Source organism: Metabacillus niabensis (assembly GCF_902829255.1).
Taxonomy (GTDB): domain Bacteria; phylum Bacillota; class Bacilli; order Bacillales; family Bacillaceae; genus Metabacillus; species Metabacillus niabensis.
Genome location: NZ_CADEPK010000353.1, coordinates 66431 through 85237, shown reverse-complemented (window position 1 = coordinate 85237; position 18807 = coordinate 66431). Strand labels below are relative to the sequence as shown.

Below are 18807 nucleotides of genomic sequence, written 5' to 3'. Positions count from 1 at the left end.
CCCTTTCCTATTTTATTCAAAAGTAGAGGAGATTTCGTTCATTTTCTTTTGGATGAGTGGGTAAAAGTATTTTTTTGCACTGGTGGTTGTGTTTCCGCCAAAAAAACCGGTGCCTGGGCATGTTTTAACGTCAAAGCTTTTGGCATTGTCTAATACTCTTTCTCCGGTTTTTAAATTCCACCAATGATGGTAGGTAATGCTATCAATTGATGGGGTTAACCCAAATTTGAGACAAAGTAGTGCTGTCATGTAGACGATTGTATCCTTTTGCTCCTTTGTCATGACGTCATGTCCGATATCGAAATTACCGATATTTTCAATCATTAGTCCGGCATCGTTCGCTTTATTTCCAATTGAACCTTCCGGGGCAATATTAAATGGCCTTGAGACGGCAATAGTCCCATCGGGAAATGTTGTAAGATTTTGAGCGATCGTTTTCCAGTTCATATTTTTTCTATGAAAATTTTCCATTCCCTCGAGCATTGCAAAATGGTTATTTCCAGTAAAATCCTTGTATGATGGCAGCCATGTGTGATGATGCTGAATGAGTGTGATTTTGCGATTAAATGTGTTGTTTTCTAGCCACGTTTTAAATTGTTCCCTTGTCATAACAATATGCTGACCATGCATGCTTAGCTTTTTAGGAACAATCCTTAATTGTTGCCCTTTTTGTAGTTGGTCTGAAGAAAGTCGGTTTGCCTTTTTTATTGCCTCGCTTGATAGCTGAAAGGTTGAAGACAAATGTTTTAGCGTATCTCCAGAGCGAACCGTATACGTAATTGGAACAAGTAGCTTTTGTCCTTCTGTAACGGTATTTGCTTGCAAACCATTGTATAATTTAAGATCTGCTATAGAGGTATGATATTTTTGTGCGATTTTAGATAACGTATCATCAGGCTTTACCTCGTAAAGATTGCTCGGTCTTTGAGCATAAGCAGAATTAGCTACAATGACTAGGCAATAAATCAGACAAATGATGAGTAGAAAATGCTTTTTCATTGTCTTCACCTCTCATAATCGATTTATTGGAAGAATGGAAAGTTGAAATCGTATGATTCTTAAAATGTAAGATAAGAAAATAGGCTGCAGATTAGCAGCCAAATGGACATTACTTATTCGTGCTATGCTGTTTATTTGGTAATTTACGATTAGCCTGTGCTTTGCTTTGGCGTTTTTCGTTTTGTCTTGCCTTAGCTTGATCTTCGTGTAATTTTTCTACAAATTCATGTGTGTTTTCCATGTGAATCCTCCTTTAATAACCTCTTTGTTAATGTATCCTGAGACGATGAATTCATTCATTTTCATGAAGCTAAAATGAAATAAGGATGAGATTTAAAAGGAACTTATCGGTTTTTCACTCGTATGCATTAATAACATTTGTTCTTATATAAAGGAGATAAAAAATGATAGTTGCTATATTACAATTAATTGTCGTCCAGTTTATCCTGCCAGCTTATTTTATTTATTCATTATGGAGAGGAAAATATCAAAGTAGGCTTGATTGGATATTACATGGGTTACTGGCACTTTTAGTAATAAGCTGGGGATTTTTTTCATCGCCATGGAGCTGGTTTAGTTATTACCTGCGGTTTGCTTGGGTTCTTTTATTTATTGTTGTCTTCATTATTTCATGGAGAAAGGCTCGCGAGTTATCATTTTGGCTGAATGATACTGGTAAGCAAAAGCTTTCACTTGGAATTAGTGTTTTGTTAATCAGTATCTTCGGTATGTATAATGTATGGGTATTTAACGGATTTTCAACAAATGAGCAAGCGATCGAACTTGACTTCCCATTGAAGGATGGGTGGTATTATGTTGGTCAAGGTGGGAATCATGTGCAATTGAATTATCATCAATCTTATCCAGAGCAAAAGTATGCACTAGATGTTTTGAAACTGAATCAATTTGGGATGAGAGCAACGGGCATATACCCTGAGCAGCTGTCTAAATATGAAATTTATGAGGATACATTATATAGTCCTTGTACTGGTGAAATTATCGAAGCAAGAAATGATTTACCGGATTTAGCTCCACCGAAGGCTGATCTGAAAAATCCGGAAGGGAATTATGTCAAAATCAACTGTAAAAATGAGAATACAACTATCCTTATTGCTCATATGAAAAAAGGGAGTATTCTTGTGGAAGCAGGTGATGCTGTAAAGACAGGTCAACCGATTGGTCTTGTCGGCAATTCGGGTAATACAACCGAACCACATTTACATATTCACGCAGAAAAGGATGGTAAGGGAGTCCCGATCCGATTCGATGGTAAATTTCTCGTCAGAAATAGTTTAGTTTGGTAGGAGTAGGATTTTAAGGAGAGCAAAATCAACAGTAATACGAAAGATAAGGACGAACTAAAGGCAGGTTAACAAAACCTGCCCTTAGCAATTTACAGCTTATTTAATTGCAATCCAAATCTCATTTATCGAATCTGGTTGATTAACATCCTCGCTTATATAAAGCTCAAATCCAGCGATGTCTGCTGGCTCATACCTATTCGACGGGAACCATTCTGAATAAATGCTGCGCCATGTTTGAATAAAAGCATCTGGTACGGGGCCGCGTACCTCAAACACGACCCATTTTGAAGCTGGAAAATGAAACGCACTCATGCCTTCTGGTACGCTTCCTTTATGTTCAGTTGCAATCCAATAATCAAGCGTATTTTGTTCATCATTGTAGCAGTCATTAATACCTAATAATCCTTTTATTTGCCCGTCATTTTGCTCAAGTAATTGTTTGATTACACCTTGTTGATGCATATCAGCCCAAAAATCTGTAATACCTGGTAAACCTTCATTTGTTGTCTCTGTAGTACATGTACGCTTGACACCGACCACTTGAAAGGCGTTTCTTTCAATCATTCGATAATTCATGGGATCTGCTCCTTTCAGACTAACCTGTATTGTTAGGCGATTATAAGCTTGCAGCCTTCCAAACCCTTTTCGCGCTTCAGTTGGAGTAATCTTATGCTGCTTTCGAAAAGCCTTTGAAAAAGCCTCGGGAGTTTCATAGCCGTAGCGGTAGGCAAGATCGATAACTTTTCTGTTTGTACTTATTAATTCTTGAGCAGCTAATGTCAAACGGCGCCGGCGTATATATTCTCCGATTGATATATCTGTCAGAATAATAAACGTACGCTGGAAATGGAACGGCGAAATATTAGCTTCCTTTGCGATATCTTCAATTTTGATATCTTCTAATAAATGGTCCTCCATATAATCGATTGCCTTTTGTAATGATTCAACTAGTGCCATGCTTCTCAACTCCTAACAAAATTGTAGCAGCATAAATGAAATCCATCCTGTCAATTTATGCTCACCTTAGACAGTTCGAACGATTGTATAGGATAAAACTTAAGTTTTATTGACTTAGACGATAAAATAATTGTAATAATATTACAGAAATGGTACAAATAAAATTGTTAGAAAAAGGAACTTTGTTCGATGGGATTCGTCTTATTAAGAAGAATATAAATGCAAATAGAATCGAGGGATTTGAGCGTGTTGTTAAGTAAATGGACTCAATTAGGAACAGCTTTTCTTTTATTCCTTATCTCAACTGCTGCAGCTTGGTATGAAGGTAGTCAGATTTTAGATAATCCATGGGAATGGAAATATTCAGCAATATTTTCTCGGATGATGAACGGTTCGGTGGAACAAGCAAATGATATATTACCTATTGATCATGTTGTATACGCAGCAAAGTTTCTACCGCTATTCCCGCTCATGATGTTTTTTAGTGGTATGTACATTATCGTTTTATTAAGCTCTATACTATTCAGGCGTAATGGCATGTTCACGGTGCTTTTAACTAGTCTTGGGCTGCTTCTTCTTTGTGGGAGTTCTGTAATAGCAAATTCGCCAACAGTAGGATTAAAAAGCTTCCACTATTGCTTTTTACTACTTGGCTTGGCAATGCTTAGTTATGTTGCAGCAACCAAATTTATAAAACCCCACTTTACTAAATTTAATGAAAATATGTTAAACGGAGATGAAAAATGAACAGAAAAGAACATGATACATAACAATTTTTCGTATCACAAAGAGGTCCTCCAAATAGACAAATTTTTATAACGTTAACAATAAATTTGGAGGGAATCATAATGGATCATTCATTTCGTGCTTTTATTAAACAGGCTGATGAACCATTTGTCGGCTGGGATTTTTCGTATATTACAGATTCAGGCAGAATGAGAAGTGAGCCATTGCCATGGTCATATGGAAGTATGGCTATTCGAGCGATTCAACAGGCATCATCTATGTTAGATATGGGAACAGGTGGTGGAGAGTTTTTAGAATCGTTAAGACCTTTTCCACCTTCCGTTTATGCAACAGAAAGCTATTTGCCTAATGTAACAATTGCAAAAGCTCGTTTAACACCATTAGGAGTAAAGGTGGTTCAGATAGAAGAGGATAATAGGCTTCCATTTCAGACAGGACAGTTTGACCTTATTCTGAATCAACATGAATCCTTTTCAGCGAAGGAAGTAAGAAGGATTCTCAAAAACGATGGAATGTTTTTAACGCAACAGGTTGGTGGTCTTGACTGTAAAGGGATAAATGAGATGTTAGGTGTCTCGATTAACCATGAATATGCTGATTGGAGCTTAAAAGCAGCTTTAAAAGAGTTAAAGACATATAATTTTGAAGTGATAAAAGCTTGTGAGGATTATCCAGCTCAACGGTTTTATGATGTTGGCGCATTGGTTTATTATTTAAAAGCCATTCCTTGGCAAGTCCCTAATTTTGATGTTGAAGCCTTCCTACCTAGTTTATATAAGATTCATCAGAAAATTGAGCAAAAGGGTTATATTGATTTTACACAGCATCGCTTTATGGTGCTGGCAAAAGCGAAATAGTTCATGTGAAAGGCCTTCCTAGTCGGAAGGTCTTTTTGTTATTGCTTTTTAAAGGGTGATTGGTGCAGAAAGTGAGCACTGCATCATTAATAAAACAACCGCTAATAAAAAGCAACAGAGCTTAGAAATAAGTCATTCGTTATATCATGGATTCCATTTATTTTGTATGAATGAGTATAAAGACAGAGAGACAAGGAGAATTTGAGTATATCAGTTAAAAAATAGTGAAAAATAGTATTAGAAAATAAACATTAGAAGGAGGCATGAATCTTTGAAAACATTCTCGATTGAAATAAACGGGAAGACATATGAGGCCAGCTCTGAGCAATCGATCTTTGAAATTGCGAAAAATCATAGTGACTTATACATACCTGGAATTTGTTCATATCAGCCACAGGTTGGAGTTGGTGTATTGCAAACATGTGATACCTGTATGGTTGAGATAAATGGAGAGTTAAAAAGAGCTTGTGCAACAAAGGCAGAGCCAGAAATGAAGGTTAATACAAATTCACAAAAAACACAAGCTGCGCAGCATGAAGCGATGTCGCGAATTTTAAAAAATCACGAGCTTTATTGTACGGTTTGTGATAATAACAATGGGAATTGTGAAGTACATAATACCGCAGAGCATCTCGGCATAGAGCATCAAAAATATCCATTTGAACCAAAACCATACCCTGCAGACAACTCACATCCAATGTATCGCTATGAACCGGACCAATGTATTTTATGTGGAATGTGTGTGGAAGCATGTCAGGATGTTCAAGTGAGTGAAGTGTTAAGTATTGATTGGGAACGGGAACGCCCAAGAGTGATTTGGGATAATGATGTCCCGATAAACGAATCATCATGTGTATCATGTGGCCATTGTGTAACGGTTTGCCCTTGTAATGCATTAATGGAAAAATCGATGCTTGGAAAAGCAGGCTATATGACAGGGATTCCAAAGGATATTCTTGAACCGATGATTGACCTTACAAAAGAGGTAGAGCCAGGCTACAAAGAGATATTTACGATATCAAATATTGAAGCAACGATGCGGGAGGATAGGGTTAAACGAACTAAAACTGTTTGTACCTACTGTGGAGTTGGCTGCAGCTTTGAGGTTTGGACAAAGGATCGGGATATTTTAAAAATACAGCCACAAGCTGAAGCACCAGTGAATGGAATTTCTACGTGTGTGAAGGGGAAATTCGGCTGGGACTTTGTTAATAGTGAGGACCGTCTGACGAAGCCGCTTATCCGTCAGGGAGATATGTTTGTTGAAGCTACTTGGGAGGAAGCAATTGCTCTTGTTGCATCAAAGCTTAAAACAACAATGGATGAGCATGGTCCTGAATCATTAGGGTTTATTGCCTCGTCAAAATGTACAAATGAAGAAAACTATCTTTTCCAGAAGTTAGCCCGTTCAATATTCAAGACGAATAATGTTGACAATTGCTCACGGTATTGTCAATCACCTGCAACAACAGGCTTAATGCGGACGGTTGGCTATGGTGGTGATTCTGGAACGATGAAGGATATTGCAAGTTCTGACCTCGTCTTTGTTATTGGGGCTAACCCCGCTGAATCACATCCTGTGCTTGCAACTCGGGTGAAGCGCGCTCATAAGCTTCATGGACAAAAAATTGTTGTTGCTGATATACGTGAGCATGAGCTGGCACAAATGGCTGATTTTAAAATCCATCCAAACCCTGGTAGTGATTTAGTCATGTTAAATGCGATAACGAAATATATTATCGAACAGGGTTGGCAGGATCAAGAATTTTTACAAAAACGGGTAAAAGGCTATGAGGAATATGTTTCATCATTAGATAAATTCACTCTCGAATATGCAGAGGAAAAAACAGGTGTTAGCAAGGAAGAGCTTATTCAGCTCGCAACAATGATTCATGAGGCAAAAACTGTCTGTATTCTTTGGGCAATGGGTGTTACTCAACATATGGGTGGATCTGATACAAGTACAGCGATTTCGAATCTTTTATTAGTGACAGGAAATTATGCAAAGCCAGGTTGTGGTGCTTATCCATTGCGTGGGCATAACAATGTTCAAGGGGCATGTGACTTTGGAACAATGCCTGCATGGTTGCCAGGCTATGAGCCAGTTGAAAATGATAAGGTAAGAGCTCGTTATGAAAAAAAATGGGGGACAGAAATCCCGAAAAAGCCTGGCTTAAATAACCACCAAATTGTAGAGGCAATTATGGATGGAAAGGTAAAGGCAATGTATTTATTCGGTGAAGAAATGGGGCTAGTAGACTCAAACATTAATTATGTAGAAAATGCGTTTGAAAAGCTTGATTTCTTCGTTGTTCAGGACATCTTCCTTTCAAAAACGGCGAAGTATGCAGATGTTGTTCTTCCAGCTTCACCAAGCCTAGAAAAGGAAGGAACGTTTACAAATACTGAACGCCGAATTCAACGGCTTTACCAAGTATTTGAGCCACTTGGTGATAGTAAGCCTGATTGGGTGATTTTTCAAGAAATTGCAAATGCACTAGGGGCAAATTGGAATTATGCACATCCAGGTGAAATTATGGCAGAGGCAGCTAGTCTTGCGCCAATCTTTGCAGGAGTAAGCTATGAACGCCTTGAAAACTGGAATAGTCTCGTATGGCCAGTTGCTGCTGATGGAACAGACACACCGCTTCTTTATGAAGATAAGTTCGGCTTCCCAGATGGCTTAGCGCGTCTCTTCCCTGTTGAATGGACGGAGCCGCTTGAGGTTGGAGAAGAGTATGATTTGCATTTAAATAACGGACGGATGCTTGAGCATTTCCATGAAGGCAATATGACGTATCGCGTCGAAGGGATTGCGAAAAAGGTTCCAGATCCTTGGCTTGAGGTGTCTCCTGAGCTAGCAGAGGAAAGAGGGATAAAGACAGGGGCATTGGTGAAATTAATTTCTCCGTATGGTGAAGTAAAGATTAGAGTTTGGGTAACTGATCTTGTAAAAGGAAAACAACTTTATTTACCGATGAATACACGAAGTGATGAGTCGGCAGTGAACAAATTAACAAGTAGCTATCACGATAAAATTACACATACACCTAACTACAAAGAGATGCACGTCAAGATGGAGGTGCTCGAGGCTGAAGGTCCTTCACCGATCATTAAGGAAAACTATCGCTTTGGTAATCGTCAGCCACATATTGGTGTAGAGGTTGAGAAAAAGTGGAATCGCCGTGATTTCATACAAATCCCTGAGATGATGGAAAGTGAGGGAACAGATGATGGCCAAGCCTATTCATCACATTGAAAAAAGGGTACCGACGAAAGCGGAGGAACAGGCTGAAGCAATAGGTGAAATTATGTCGTTAATCGCAAATAATCGCGAGGCAATAACAACTAGCCTGGAAATCCTTCAAGAGCTGCATAGCACAGGTGTGTTAGATGCAGTGAAGGGATTATTAAAAACGCGTGAAAAGGTTGGTGTCCTTGCTATGGGACAATTAAATCAACCGAACATGCACAACACGATCAAAAATGCAATTAACATGGTAAAGCTCGTTGGTGAAATGGACCCAGAAAAGGTAAATACATTGATGAGTGCTGTTATGAGCGGCTTAGACCAAATGGGTGAACAAGACGGCAAGGTAAGCAAATGGAGGCTCATTAAATCAATGAATGATCCGGATGTTCTTGCCTCTATCGCAACCATGACAGGCTTCCTCCAAGGGATGGGCAAGGAATTTAATACGAATCAAAAGTCGTTTCATTAACGTAGACAAAGGGGTGTTAAAGATGGTAGTGAAAAAAACGATTTCCCTAAAAGATATGAACACACCAGAGGATGCGAAAAGAGTAAGTGAAACGTTACATGATGTGTGGGGAATTCGCAATGTCGAGATTCAGCTCGATAAGGGTGAAGCAACGATTTCCTATGATGAAAAGGCTGCCTCCATCCAAGACTTTCACCAGGCAATTGTTGATAGCGGCTTTGAAGTGAGGAATGAAGAAGGACCAATTAAACAATAAGAGGTGATAGTATGCCGAAAATTTGTGAGGTTTGCGGAAGAACAGAGGAACACCAGGAGGAAGAGGCGTATGACATCTATGGTGTTTGCGATAATTGTATGAAAGACAGGTATGTTGATGTTGAAGAGCAGGAAGAATAATCGCTCAATAATAGTTGCTTAATCTAAAAATAAAGGTGATGGAAAAATAATGAAGTTTTCCGTTGCCTTTTATTTTTATATATTCGAGTAAGTCTTGTGTATTTTAGGATAAAAATACGAATTTGGAGAAATATTTTAGTTGTTATTATAACAACAAGTGTATAGAGAAAAGATGTACAAGCATGAATCAGGTTCATACTCCCTAATTAACCACTTTATATAAAGATTTTAACCTCTTAAGGTCATCATATGGAAACACAATAAAGGTTTTCCGCCGCGCAAAATTTCATTAGGAAGTTATACTCAATTTCAATATTGAGGACATGTGAATAGTTCTAGATAACTACTATTGAACAATAATAATATCATTAAATACAATAACTTTTTATTGTAAAACGATAAATCGTGTATTATAATCAATTTGAAAATAAACAAGTGAGGTGCTTTTTTTATGAAATCTGGTTCTACACTCTTTTTAAAAATAGCTGTTTTTCTAATTGGAACTCCAGTTCTTGCTTTGTGCATATTTGGCTTGATTAAGCTAATGAATAATCCGGTAAATCCAGCTTATGCTTATTTACTTTATCCAATTTTAATTGGTATGTATGTGTCGGCGATCCCGTTTTATTTTGCATTGTATAATGCCTTTCGACTTTTAAATTATATTGACGAGAACAAAGCCTTTTCACAAATTTCTGTGAAAGCTTTAAAAAATATCAAATATTGTGCAGTTACTATCAGTAGCTTGTATGTCGTATTGATGCCATTTGTTTATCTCGTAGCAGAGAAAGACGATGCGCCAGGACTTATCATATTCGGAATGGTCCCTATCTTTGCTTCGCTGGTCATTGCGGTATTTGCTGCAGTTCTTCAAAGGCTTTTACAAGAAGCGATTGATATAAAATCTGAAAATGACTTAGTAGTCTGAGGTGATAATATGGCAATAATAATCAATATTGATGTAATGCTAGCTAAACGGAAAATGAGCGTGACAGAGCTTTCGGAAAGGGTTGGAATCACAATGGCTAACCTTTCAATCTTGAAAAATGGAAAAGCAAAGGCGATTCGGCTTTCGACTTTAGATGCGATTTGCAAGGCGTTAGAATGTCAGCCTGGGGATATTTTAGAATACAAAAACGATGAAGATATTCAAGAATCATAATTTTGCAGTGAACATTTATCGTTAAATCTAAAAGCTACTATAGTAGTCATGATTTTTATATAGTAAGAAGAAAAAACCGAGGGAGGCTTTAAGTATGAGAGCACTTAAACAGCTCGTTCGTTTTGGGTGGGAGCAGGCCTTATCATGTTTGTTTCCTGTCGTGATTTTTGCTTCTCTGGCGTTGACAAAAATCATTCCGCTTCCCTTTTTGCCAAGGTATGATTGGCTGCTTATCATTTGCCTTTTCATGCAGTGGTTGATGGTGCGTTCTGGGCTTGAAACAAAGGATGAGCTAAAGGTCATTTCATTGTTCCACCTAATTGGACTTGCGCTTGAAATTTTTAAGGTACATATGGGCTCATGGTCTTATCCAGAGGAAGGATATTTCAAAGTTTTTGGAGTGCCTTTGTACAGTGGATTTATGTACGCAAGTGTGGCGAGTTATCTTTGTCAGGCGTGGCGGAGACTTAACGTTCAATTGGTCAAGTGGCCACCATTTTTTGTCGTTGTCCCTCTTGCAGCTGCGATTTATTTGAATTTTTTCACCCACCATTATTGGATTGATGTCCGCTGGTGGTTATCGGGCCTTGTCATAATTGTCTTTTGGAAAGCGTGGGTTACATATGAGGTTGGTGGAACTCTCTACCGTATGCCACTTGCACTTTCCTTTGTCCTCATCGGATTTTTCATATGGATCGCTGAAAACATCGCAACGTTCTTTGGCGCTTGGGAATATCCAAACCAAACGAAGGCATGGAGTCTCGTCCATCTAGGCAAGGTGAGCTCATGGCTCTTATTAGTGATTGTTAGCTTTCTTATCGTAGCGACGTTAAAGCTTATTAAAGGGGGAAATCCTACTAGGATTGATATTAGCAAGGGGAGCATTGTTGAAAATTCTTCTAGTATACAAAAGAGTGAATAAGATATTTTGAAAAAGCAACTTTTGAATGGTTGCTTTTTTTATATTTTTTTAAAGGTGAATTAATGCATATAGTAATAAATCCTTTAAAATGTCGTAGATTTAATGTTATTTAACACATGGGATAACCTCGCAAAACCTCAACTATTTGGAAAGATCAGTCAAAATGTTAGGCTCCTTGATTGAATTCGATGCTATTTTAATAAAGTTTTTTAATTTCCGCTTTTGTTCCTTCTCTCGATTTTCTGCATTCAGTCATTTATAGTAAATTAGAACCAATTTTGCAGAGAGATTCATGGTTAGCGAAATTGAATTCGATTTTTTTTCTTGCAGAATGATACCTTACTCATTTATTCTAAGAAGCAAAAGATCGTCAAACTATTATACTTAGGGTTAAATAGTTGATCCTTTTGATAAAGGGGAAGCAATTTTTATTAGATATTTGTATCATTTCACACCTCGTGAAGTGAAAATAAGAGTACATCCAAATATGTTGGTCGTTATGAATGACATGTTTCTTTTGAGGAGGATACACAAGAAAATGGAAAAATCAAAAGGTTTTATCGAATCAGAAATAAGCAAGGCTATTACGCAATGGGAAAAGGATTTTCTTGGGCGTGGCTCTATATCTGTTAAGACAGATATTTTACGGGATATGATCATTGTAAATTTACAAGGGATTTTAACACCTGCTGAATATAACGTATGTGAAACAAAAGGTGGAATGTTAAATATAAAGCGGACACGTTCGGAGCTAGTTGAATCAGGTATCGAAGAGCTTTATAATATTGTCTTAACGGTAACAGGGGAAAAGGTAAAAAGCTTTCATACTGACCTCAGCTCTCGCACGGGAGAACGAATAATGGTATTTAAATTGTTTAATGATCTTGAGAAAAAATTTTAAAAATCTATTTAAGATAGGCTAGCATATGGCTTTTAAAAAAATTATTTAATGTGTAAAGTATCAATGGCTAAAAGCGATTGACTAATATAACCGAAAATAAAATCTCATCAAGAAGTTGACAAATTAAAAAAATTTAGTTTATATTAAATTTAACATAATAATCGGTAGTTGTTATTTTCAATTACTTTCATGATGATTAGGGCTTTAGCATTTTGTTAATAGTTATATTGACTGAATGAAAAAGTATCCGAAAATCTGAAGGGGATTGAAATATAAGTCTAGAATTCCATAACTTAGACAAATGAGATTAAAACAAAAGCTGTAATTAATTATAAATGGTAGCTCTTCAAAAAACTTCGGTAAAGTTAGTTGAAGTGAAGCCGACAATTTTCAAAATTCAATGATTTTAAAACATCATTGAATTTTGAGGTTGTCGGTTTTTTTATTGGGTAAATATCAAATGGGATTTATGGGAAATGTCAGCTTAATTAAAAGGGAGAATTTTAAATGTTAGTTTCGCTGAGTTCATCAACATTTTTAACATTATATTTTATTATGCTTATTGCTTCTTGCTTAAGTGGATTCATATTTTTACATTCAAAAATGCCATTAAGCTTTGTGCGTATTCATATCTTTATTGTTGCTTTACCTCCACTTGTTTCATTACTTGCACTTATTAATACTAATTCGAATGAAGTTGTCGGTCTTTGGCACCTAGATTCTTTAGCTTGGTTATTGGCTTTCTTCGTTCTTTTTATGGGTTTAATTATTCAGCGCTTTTCCGTTCGTTACTTAATGGGTGATCGCTCATATAGAAAATATTTTACACTTTTTACCTTCACTACAGCTGCAGCTTCAGTTGCCTGGTTAAGTGATGATCTTCGCTTAATGGTCGTATGCTGGGGGATAACTCTTATCGGATTGACCCTCCTTATAAGGTTGAACAGCAGCTGGAAAGTTGCAAATGAGGCAGCAAGAGTTTCAGGACGTTTATTTGCAATAAGTTGGGTTTTACTATCATCTGCGGTAGTTTGGCTTTATCTAGTCACAGGTCAATGGCAGCTATCTTTCGTTCTAACTGATGAAATTTTAGCTCAACTTGGTGATTTGGAGAGAACAGGAATTAATTTATTGATCATGTTTGCTGTGATGATTCCAGCAGCGCAATGGCCTTTCCAGCGATGGCTAATAGAGTCTGTAGTTGCTCCAACTCCTGTTTCGGCAATTATGCACGCAGGATTAGTAAATGCGGGGGGGATATTGCTAACGAGATTTTCTCCTCTTTTTAACGGGGATATAACGCAAATGATTTTACTAATTCTTGCGAGTATTTCCGTATTAATCGGAACTGGAATTAGCTTAGTCCAGGTTGACTATAAACGTCAGCTTGTGGGCTCAACGATTGCGCAAATGGGATTTATGCTCATTCAATGTGCATTAGGTGCCTATTTAGCAGCCATTATTCATCTAGTTTTACATGGCTTGTTCAAGGCTACATTGTTTTTACAGGCTGGTTCGGCAGTACGCAGTTATCATCCTGCAACTAGTTATAATAAAAGACCATCAAAAGTATCGATTATGTTTGGGCGTGGGCTAGGCTTACTAGTTGGGGTAGCTTTTTGGCTGATGGCTCCAGAAGAGGGGTATCAATTGGTTAGTGCAATTATTCTAGGGTGGTCGTTGTCTGTTTCTTGGACACAACTTGTTGCTTTTGGAGAGGGAAAAATTGCTCGAATGGCTGGTTTGTTATTTGTGGTTGTATTTTCGGTGATTTACTTTTTCATTCATAACCTTTTCCATCAGTGGTTGCATACAGTCGTTTATCAAAGTGAACCTCCGATGGCAGCTGTTATCGTTGTTGTCTGCATCTTGTTATTTGGTAGTGCTATTGGGGCTTTAGTTGCCCGTAATCAATCTTCTACTACATTCGCTATCCTTTATCTTTGGTTAGTTCGATTTGGTGAGGCGAAATATAAATCAGTAGAAAGTCATCCAAACTACCTTAAGCAATATTTATTCCAAGGAGGTAATCAGTGATGAGCGTTACATCAGTATTAACTAAAGGACATTTGAAAAATACAAATACTGATTTTCAAGAAAATAAACTGAATGATTTAGTTGAAACAGCTAGCAGAGTCATTACACCACTTTCGCCAATCTCTATGTTTGCAGCACGTAATCCTTGGGTCGGACTTGAAAAGCAAACATTTGAACATGTTGCTGAGTTGCTTAAAAATATCCGTGATGTCGATATCTATCCTAGTTCTAGCGTCATTCTTTCGGCAAAGGAACGAGGTGAGATTGATGAGTCCTTTCTCCAAATGGGATTGCAACAATGGCTAAACTCACAATCGTTTCGTATTCCACGGGAAGCTGCAGAGCTTTTTTGCCAGGCAGCATTAAAGCTTGAACCATTACCTTCTAATCTCGTTTCCTCACCAGAGTTAAAAAGAGTAGTTGAGGAAATCATTAGCCTTGATATGGAAGGCATTGAAGATGTTACAAGCAAACCAATAAGCTCGAAATTAGAAAATGAAAACGGTGAAACGTTAATCAATATTCTCGATCATCATGTTATCAAGTGGTGCAAATTATATTTGGATGATCAACAGGCAGGTTGGACAATGCCGAATCGAGAGGAAGGTTTCTATCGTGCGTGGCATCGTCTCATTCAATATGATCCATCACTTAACAAACTCGAGCGAAAAAGCTTAAAAGACTTACCACAAGAGGCACATGAAGCACTAACAGTATCATTATCTGCGCTGGAAATCCCTTATTCAGAGATACAAACTTATCTAGAAGGCCATCTTCTTTCCTTACCTGGATGGGCAGGAATGATGCTTTGGCGCTCCCAACAATCGAGTCATGAACGACAACTTCTAACCGAATATTTAGCGGTTCGAATTTCCATGGAATTGGCTTTAGTAAAACCTTATGTATCATTATCAAAGCAACAACAATCTGAGGAGAAGATTTCAATTCCATCACTTTTAGCAGCATGGATTCATTGGGGCGGTCTTTCGGTCGAGGATTGGTCACGAATGTCTCTGTCTGAACAAACCGAATATTTATCATTTGCCTATCGTTTTGACGAAAAGCTTCGCAGAAAACTTTGGTTGGAGGCTTGGGAACAAACACACACAGACAGATTAAGAGAGAAGATTACGTCTAAACAGCCTAAAAGTAAAAAAACTGTAATGGCTCAATTAGCCTTTTGTATTGATGTACGTTCAGAGCCTTTTCGCCGCCATCTTGAAAATGAGGGCCCGTTTGAAACGATTGGAATTGCTGGTTTTTTTGGGTTACCGATTGCCACTAGGGAACTTGGGAATGAACATTGTCATCCATCCTTGCCGGTTATTCAAAATCCCAAGCACAAAATAAAAGAGATCGCAAATGAAAATGAATTTAAATCTTTTCAACAACGCAAGCAGGTAGAAAATTCAATAAGCTATACATTTAAGACGATGAAGCAGAATGTACTTACAAGCTTATTTTTACCTGAAATTAGTGGCCCATTGCTTAGCTTGCAAATGGTCGCACGAAGTTTTGTACCAAAAAAAGCAGATCGGTTCATCCGCAATTTTCGAAAGTCATGGTTGCACAAACCTGATACGACACTCTCACTTCATCATGTTCATGACGAAGAGTCAGACATACCTGTTGGCTTTTCTGAAGAGGAAAAAGTGAATTATGTGCGCCAAGCTCTAAAAATGATGGGACTAACAAAGGATTTTGCACCATTAGTCGTGATATGTGGACATAGTAGTCAAAGTACAAATAATCCTTATGCATCAGCTCTTGAATGTGGTGCATGTGGTGGTGCTGCAGGTGGATTTAACGCAAGGGTATTAGCTACCTTATGCAATTTACCTGAGGTAAGGGAAGTCCTTTCTACAGAAGGTATTAACATCCCTAATGATACGGTTTTCGTCGCAGCAGAGCATCATACAACAGTCGATGAATTAGGCTGGATTTACGTCCCTGAACTTTCTGAACCTGCACAAGAAGCATTTAATCGTATTGAGGCAATTATGCCGAAAGTAAGTCAAAATGCAAATGCAGAGCGTCTTGCTCAATTACCGAATTTCAAATCGAAACTTAAAAATCCTAATGCTGAAGCACACCGTTTTGCAGAGGATTGGAGTGAGATTCGTCCTGAATGGGGGTTAGCTCGTAACGCATCGTTTATTATCGGGCAACGTGAATTAACACAGGAGTGTGATTTGGAAGGTAGAGCGTTCCTTCATAATTATGATTGGAGGCAGGATGAAGGCGGTGAGCTCTTATCTAATATCATTGCTGGTCCAGGAACGGTGGCGCAAATGATCAATTTACAATATTACGCTTCAACGGTAGCTCCTCATTATTATGGTAGTGGAAATAAAGCAACACAAACTGTGACAGCAGGAGTAGGTGTTATGCAAGGGAATGCAAGTGACTTATTGTCAGGACTACCTTGGCAATCTGTTATGCTATCAGATCACGAAGCTTTTCATGCGCCAATTCGTTTGCTAATTGTTATCCAGGCACCTAGAAACTATGTAGAGCGTTTATTAAATCATGATTTAGCATTTCGAGAAAAGGTTCAAAATGGATGGGTTAGACTTGCTAGTGTTGATCCAAATGGTCGATGGGAAAACTGGTAACTACTAAAATATTATTGTTAAAAAATCATAAAAATGATTGAGAAGGAGTATGTCTTATGAATTTAAATAAACATAAAAAGGTTTTAGTGATATCAGACTTTGCACAAGAATTAATGCCTATCCTACAACAAGTAACGACCATTCAACCAGAAAACATCCTAACACTACAAAGCTATGGCTGCATCGTTTCACATCCTTATGGAGATTTAATGAGAGCTGTTGTTATTGCTATTTATCAGGACAATGTTGAAGAGATTTTAGTTGTTGGAACAAAAGATCAACGGACTCCCACAGTTAAAATACCAACTCAACTTGAAGCAATAAAAGACAAGATAAATACATTGGATTATCTTTTTCAAAATAGCACACCTGAGTTTCAGGGCGGTACACTAGATGAATGGCTAAATGGAAAAGAAAACATCATTGAGAATATCGAAAAAAGTGTTGATATCATCAGACATCATGCATTAGTTCCGCCAGAAGTTAAAGTTCGTGGATTAGTGGTGGACAATCAGGATGGGAAATTCTTAATTGATGATATTCCAACGAGTAATAGGGTTTAACGTTTGATTAAAAGAACATTTTGAATGACATATGATTATCGAGATAGCTAAAACATCGAAACGTTCTTTGAGGATTGGAATATCCATACCAACATAATCATGAAGTCTCATCCATCAAGGTAATGTGAGCCCATGTCTCTTATTAGCGATTGTCAGCTTTCTTAACCGTAGCGACGTTAAAGCTTTTTTAAGGGGGAATTCCCACTAGGATAGATGCTGACAAGCGGAAACTTATAAAAATTCTCCTAGTACAAAAAAATGAATAAGATAATTAGAAAAAGCAACCTTCGACTGAAGTTGCAATGAGAAATAGGGGGAAGGGAATACTCTTCCCCTTTAAAAATGATTAGTGATTTCTCCAAAGACATTCATCTAAAATAGGTTACACTATCTGGCTACTAAATGATAATTCACCTTTAAGACAAAACGATCGATTCACTTATATAACAAAATAGCTTTCACGATTTCGTAATAATATTCTTTCCACTTGCTAGAGTGCTTTTTCACTCGCTTTCCTCCTTCCTCATCATTTTCTTTATTCAGCCATTTATAGTCATAATGATGTATACGTTCAGCAAAATGGATCCAATTTTAATACCTTGCAGCAAGATTACAAATATTTTATGATAGAATCATAAATCAATAAAGCTGAATATATTGATATAATCAATCGGAAAATTCGATTTATATAATAAAAGAGGTTATGGCAATGGAGATCAAACAATTAATTACGTTTAAAACAGCTGCGGAAAATTTGAATTTTACGCATACAGCAAAAATTTTAAATTTTGCTCAATCAAGTGTCACTGCGCAAATAAAATCATTGGAGTCTGAACTCGGGAAACCGTTGTTCGAGCGTCTAGGAAAGCGCCTGATTTTGACAGAAGATGGGGAAAAGTTTAAATTATATGCTGATAAAATGATTATGCTTAACGAAGAAGCAAAACAAGCAATAAGTGGTGATAAAGAGTCAGCAGGGAGTCTTATTATTGGAGCGCCAGAAAGTCAATGTACATACCGACTTCCTCAAATTTTAAAGGAATTTAAAAACCAGTATCCTAACGTAAAGGTCGTATTTAAGCCAGCATATTCCGACGAGAAAGCTAGGGAGCAGCTCTTAGAGGGGGCGCTCGACTTTGCATTTATAATGGACACCTCAAAGCCTGAAGATGTTTTAAAGGTCGAGAAGCTTATCCAAGAAGATTTCAAAATGGTAGCTTCACCTGATCATCCGTTTGTAACGAAAAAGGAGATCCAGTCAACTGATCTAATCCACGAGACGCTTTTGCTTACTGAAACAGGGTGCTCTTATCGCAATTTGTTTGAAGAAATGCTAAGTGCTGAAGGGGTTTATCCATTAAATAAAATTGAATTTGTCAGTGTGGAAGCAATCAAACAGTGTGTAATGGTTGGGCTAGGTATAGCGGTTTTACCTTCAATGGTTGTTGAAACTGAGCTGAAAATGGGAAAAATGACGGAGCTTGCTTGGAATGGGTTTCCTTCTCCAGTTTTTACGCAAATTGCCTGGCATAAAGATAAATGGATGACACCTCACTTACAAGCCTTTATTCAGTTAACTCGTCACATATTAAATTAAGTGAGATACTTTCATTGTTGCAATTTTA

At 37.5% G+C, this 18807-nt stretch carries 18 protein-coding genes; 15 read left to right on the top strand and 3 right to left on the bottom strand.

Annotated features, from left to right (window positions below; translation table 11 throughout):
* Nucleotides 1-12: 12 nt before the first annotated feature.
* Nucleotides 13-999 (bottom strand): LysM peptidoglycan-binding domain-containing protein, encoded by a 987-nt coding sequence (locus HU235_RS20280; RefSeq protein ID WP_174881387.1) that lies wholly within the window; start codon nucleotides 997-999, stop codon nucleotides 13-15.
* Between the two features lie 109 nt (nucleotides 1000-1108).
* Nucleotides 1109-1240: a DUF4023 domain-containing protein gene (locus HU235_RS20275; protein WP_095299392.1), complete on the bottom strand. Its 132-nt coding sequence runs from the start codon at nucleotides 1238-1240 to the stop codon at nucleotides 1109-1111.
* A 163-nt stretch (nucleotides 1241-1403) separates the two neighbouring features.
* On the opposite strand from HU235_RS20275, the gene HU235_RS20270 reads away from it, so the two are divergent.
* Complete coding sequence (locus HU235_RS20270) at nucleotides 1404-2303, top strand: M23 family metallopeptidase (RefSeq protein WP_174881386.1); 900 nt, start codon at nucleotides 1404-1406, stop codon at nucleotides 2301-2303.
* A gap of 96 nt (nucleotides 2304-2399) precedes the next feature.
* Here HU235_RS20270 and HU235_RS20265 read toward each other — a convergent pair whose 3' ends face one another.
* Complete coding sequence (locus HU235_RS20265; protein WP_174881385.1) at nucleotides 2400-3260, bottom strand: AraC family transcriptional regulator; 861 nt, start codon at nucleotides 3258-3260, stop codon at nucleotides 2400-2402.
* Nucleotides 3261-3479: 219 nt separating this feature from the next.
* On the opposite strand from HU235_RS20265, the gene HU235_RS20260 reads away from it, so the two are divergent.
* From HU235_RS20260 to HU235_RS20200, 14 genes are all read left to right on the top strand, one after another.
* On the top strand, nucleotides 3480-4007 hold the full coding sequence (locus HU235_RS20260; protein ID WP_174881384.1) for a YjdJ family protein: 528 nt from the start codon (nucleotides 3480-3482) through the stop codon (nucleotides 4005-4007).
* Nucleotides 4008-4102: 95 nt separating this feature from the next.
* Nucleotides 4103-4864, top strand: coding sequence for a class I SAM-dependent methyltransferase (locus HU235_RS20255; RefSeq protein ID WP_370877268.1), 762 nt, complete (start codon nucleotides 4103-4105; stop codon nucleotides 4862-4864).
* Between the two features lie 271 nt (nucleotides 4865-5135).
* The gene (gene fdhF, locus HU235_RS20250; protein WP_174881382.1) at nucleotides 5136-8123 is read left to right on the top strand and encodes a formate dehydrogenase subunit alpha; all 2988 of its coding nucleotides are present in this window, start codon (nucleotides 5136-5138) and stop codon (nucleotides 8121-8123) included.
* Nucleotides 8098-8586, top strand: a complete 489-nt coding sequence (locus tag HU235_RS20245; protein ID WP_174881381.1) for a helical membrane plugin domain-containing protein — start codon at nucleotides 8098-8100, stop codon at nucleotides 8584-8586. Before fdhF ends, HU235_RS20245 begins: the two co-directional genes overlap by 26 nt.
* Nucleotides 8587-8608: 22 nt before the next feature.
* The gene (locus HU235_RS20240; RefSeq protein ID WP_095299417.1) at nucleotides 8609-8842 is read left to right on the top strand and encodes a heavy-metal-associated domain-containing protein; all 234 of its coding nucleotides are present in this window, start codon (nucleotides 8609-8611) and stop codon (nucleotides 8840-8842) included.
* Between the two features lie 11 nt (nucleotides 8843-8853).
* Entirely contained in the window at nucleotides 8854-8982 is a 129-nt protein-coding gene (locus HU235_RS25315) for a hypothetical protein (protein ID WP_267905726.1), read from the top strand.
* 451 nt (nucleotides 8983-9433) lie between these two features.
* Nucleotides 9434-9910 carry a DUF2975 domain-containing protein gene (locus HU235_RS20235; RefSeq protein ID WP_174881380.1) on the top strand — a complete coding sequence of 159 codons (477 nt, stop codon included), beginning with the start codon at nucleotides 9434-9436 and terminating at the stop codon, nucleotides 9908-9910.
* Between the two features lie 9 nt (nucleotides 9911-9919).
* Complete coding sequence (locus HU235_RS20230; protein WP_145581625.1) at nucleotides 9920-10144, top strand: helix-turn-helix domain-containing protein; 225 nt, start codon at nucleotides 9920-9922, stop codon at nucleotides 10142-10144.
* A gap of 94 nt (nucleotides 10145-10238) precedes the next feature.
* Nucleotides 10239-11066, top strand: a complete 828-nt coding sequence (locus tag HU235_RS20225; RefSeq protein WP_174881379.1) for a DUF817 domain-containing protein — start codon at nucleotides 10239-10241, stop codon at nucleotides 11064-11066.
* A 538-nt stretch (nucleotides 11067-11604) separates the two neighbouring features.
* Nucleotides 11605-11967 (top strand): Na-translocating system protein MpsC family protein, encoded by a 363-nt coding sequence (locus HU235_RS20220; RefSeq protein ID WP_145581623.1) that lies wholly within the window; start codon nucleotides 11605-11607, stop codon nucleotides 11965-11967.
* 507 nt (nucleotides 11968-12474) lie between these two features.
* Entirely contained in the window at nucleotides 12475-14004 is a 1530-nt protein-coding gene (locus HU235_RS20215) for an NADH dehydrogenase subunit 5 (RefSeq protein WP_174881378.1), read from the top strand.
* Nucleotides 14004-16619 (top strand): DUF2309 domain-containing protein, encoded by a 2616-nt coding sequence (locus HU235_RS20210; protein WP_174881377.1) that lies wholly within the window; start codon nucleotides 14004-14006, stop codon nucleotides 16617-16619. Before HU235_RS20215 ends, HU235_RS20210 begins: the two co-directional genes overlap by 1 nt.
* Before the next feature lie 56 nt (nucleotides 16620-16675).
* Nucleotides 16676-17182: a carbonic anhydrase gene (locus HU235_RS20205; RefSeq protein ID WP_174881376.1), complete on the top strand. Its 507-nt coding sequence runs from the start codon at nucleotides 16676-16678 to the stop codon at nucleotides 17180-17182.
* A 709-nt stretch (nucleotides 17183-17891) separates the two neighbouring features.
* Nucleotides 17892-18779 carry a LysR family transcriptional regulator gene (locus HU235_RS20200; RefSeq protein WP_174881375.1) on the top strand — a complete coding sequence of 296 codons (888 nt, stop codon included), beginning with the start codon at nucleotides 17892-17894 and terminating at the stop codon, nucleotides 18777-18779.
* Nucleotides 18780-18807 lie beyond the last annotated feature (28 nt).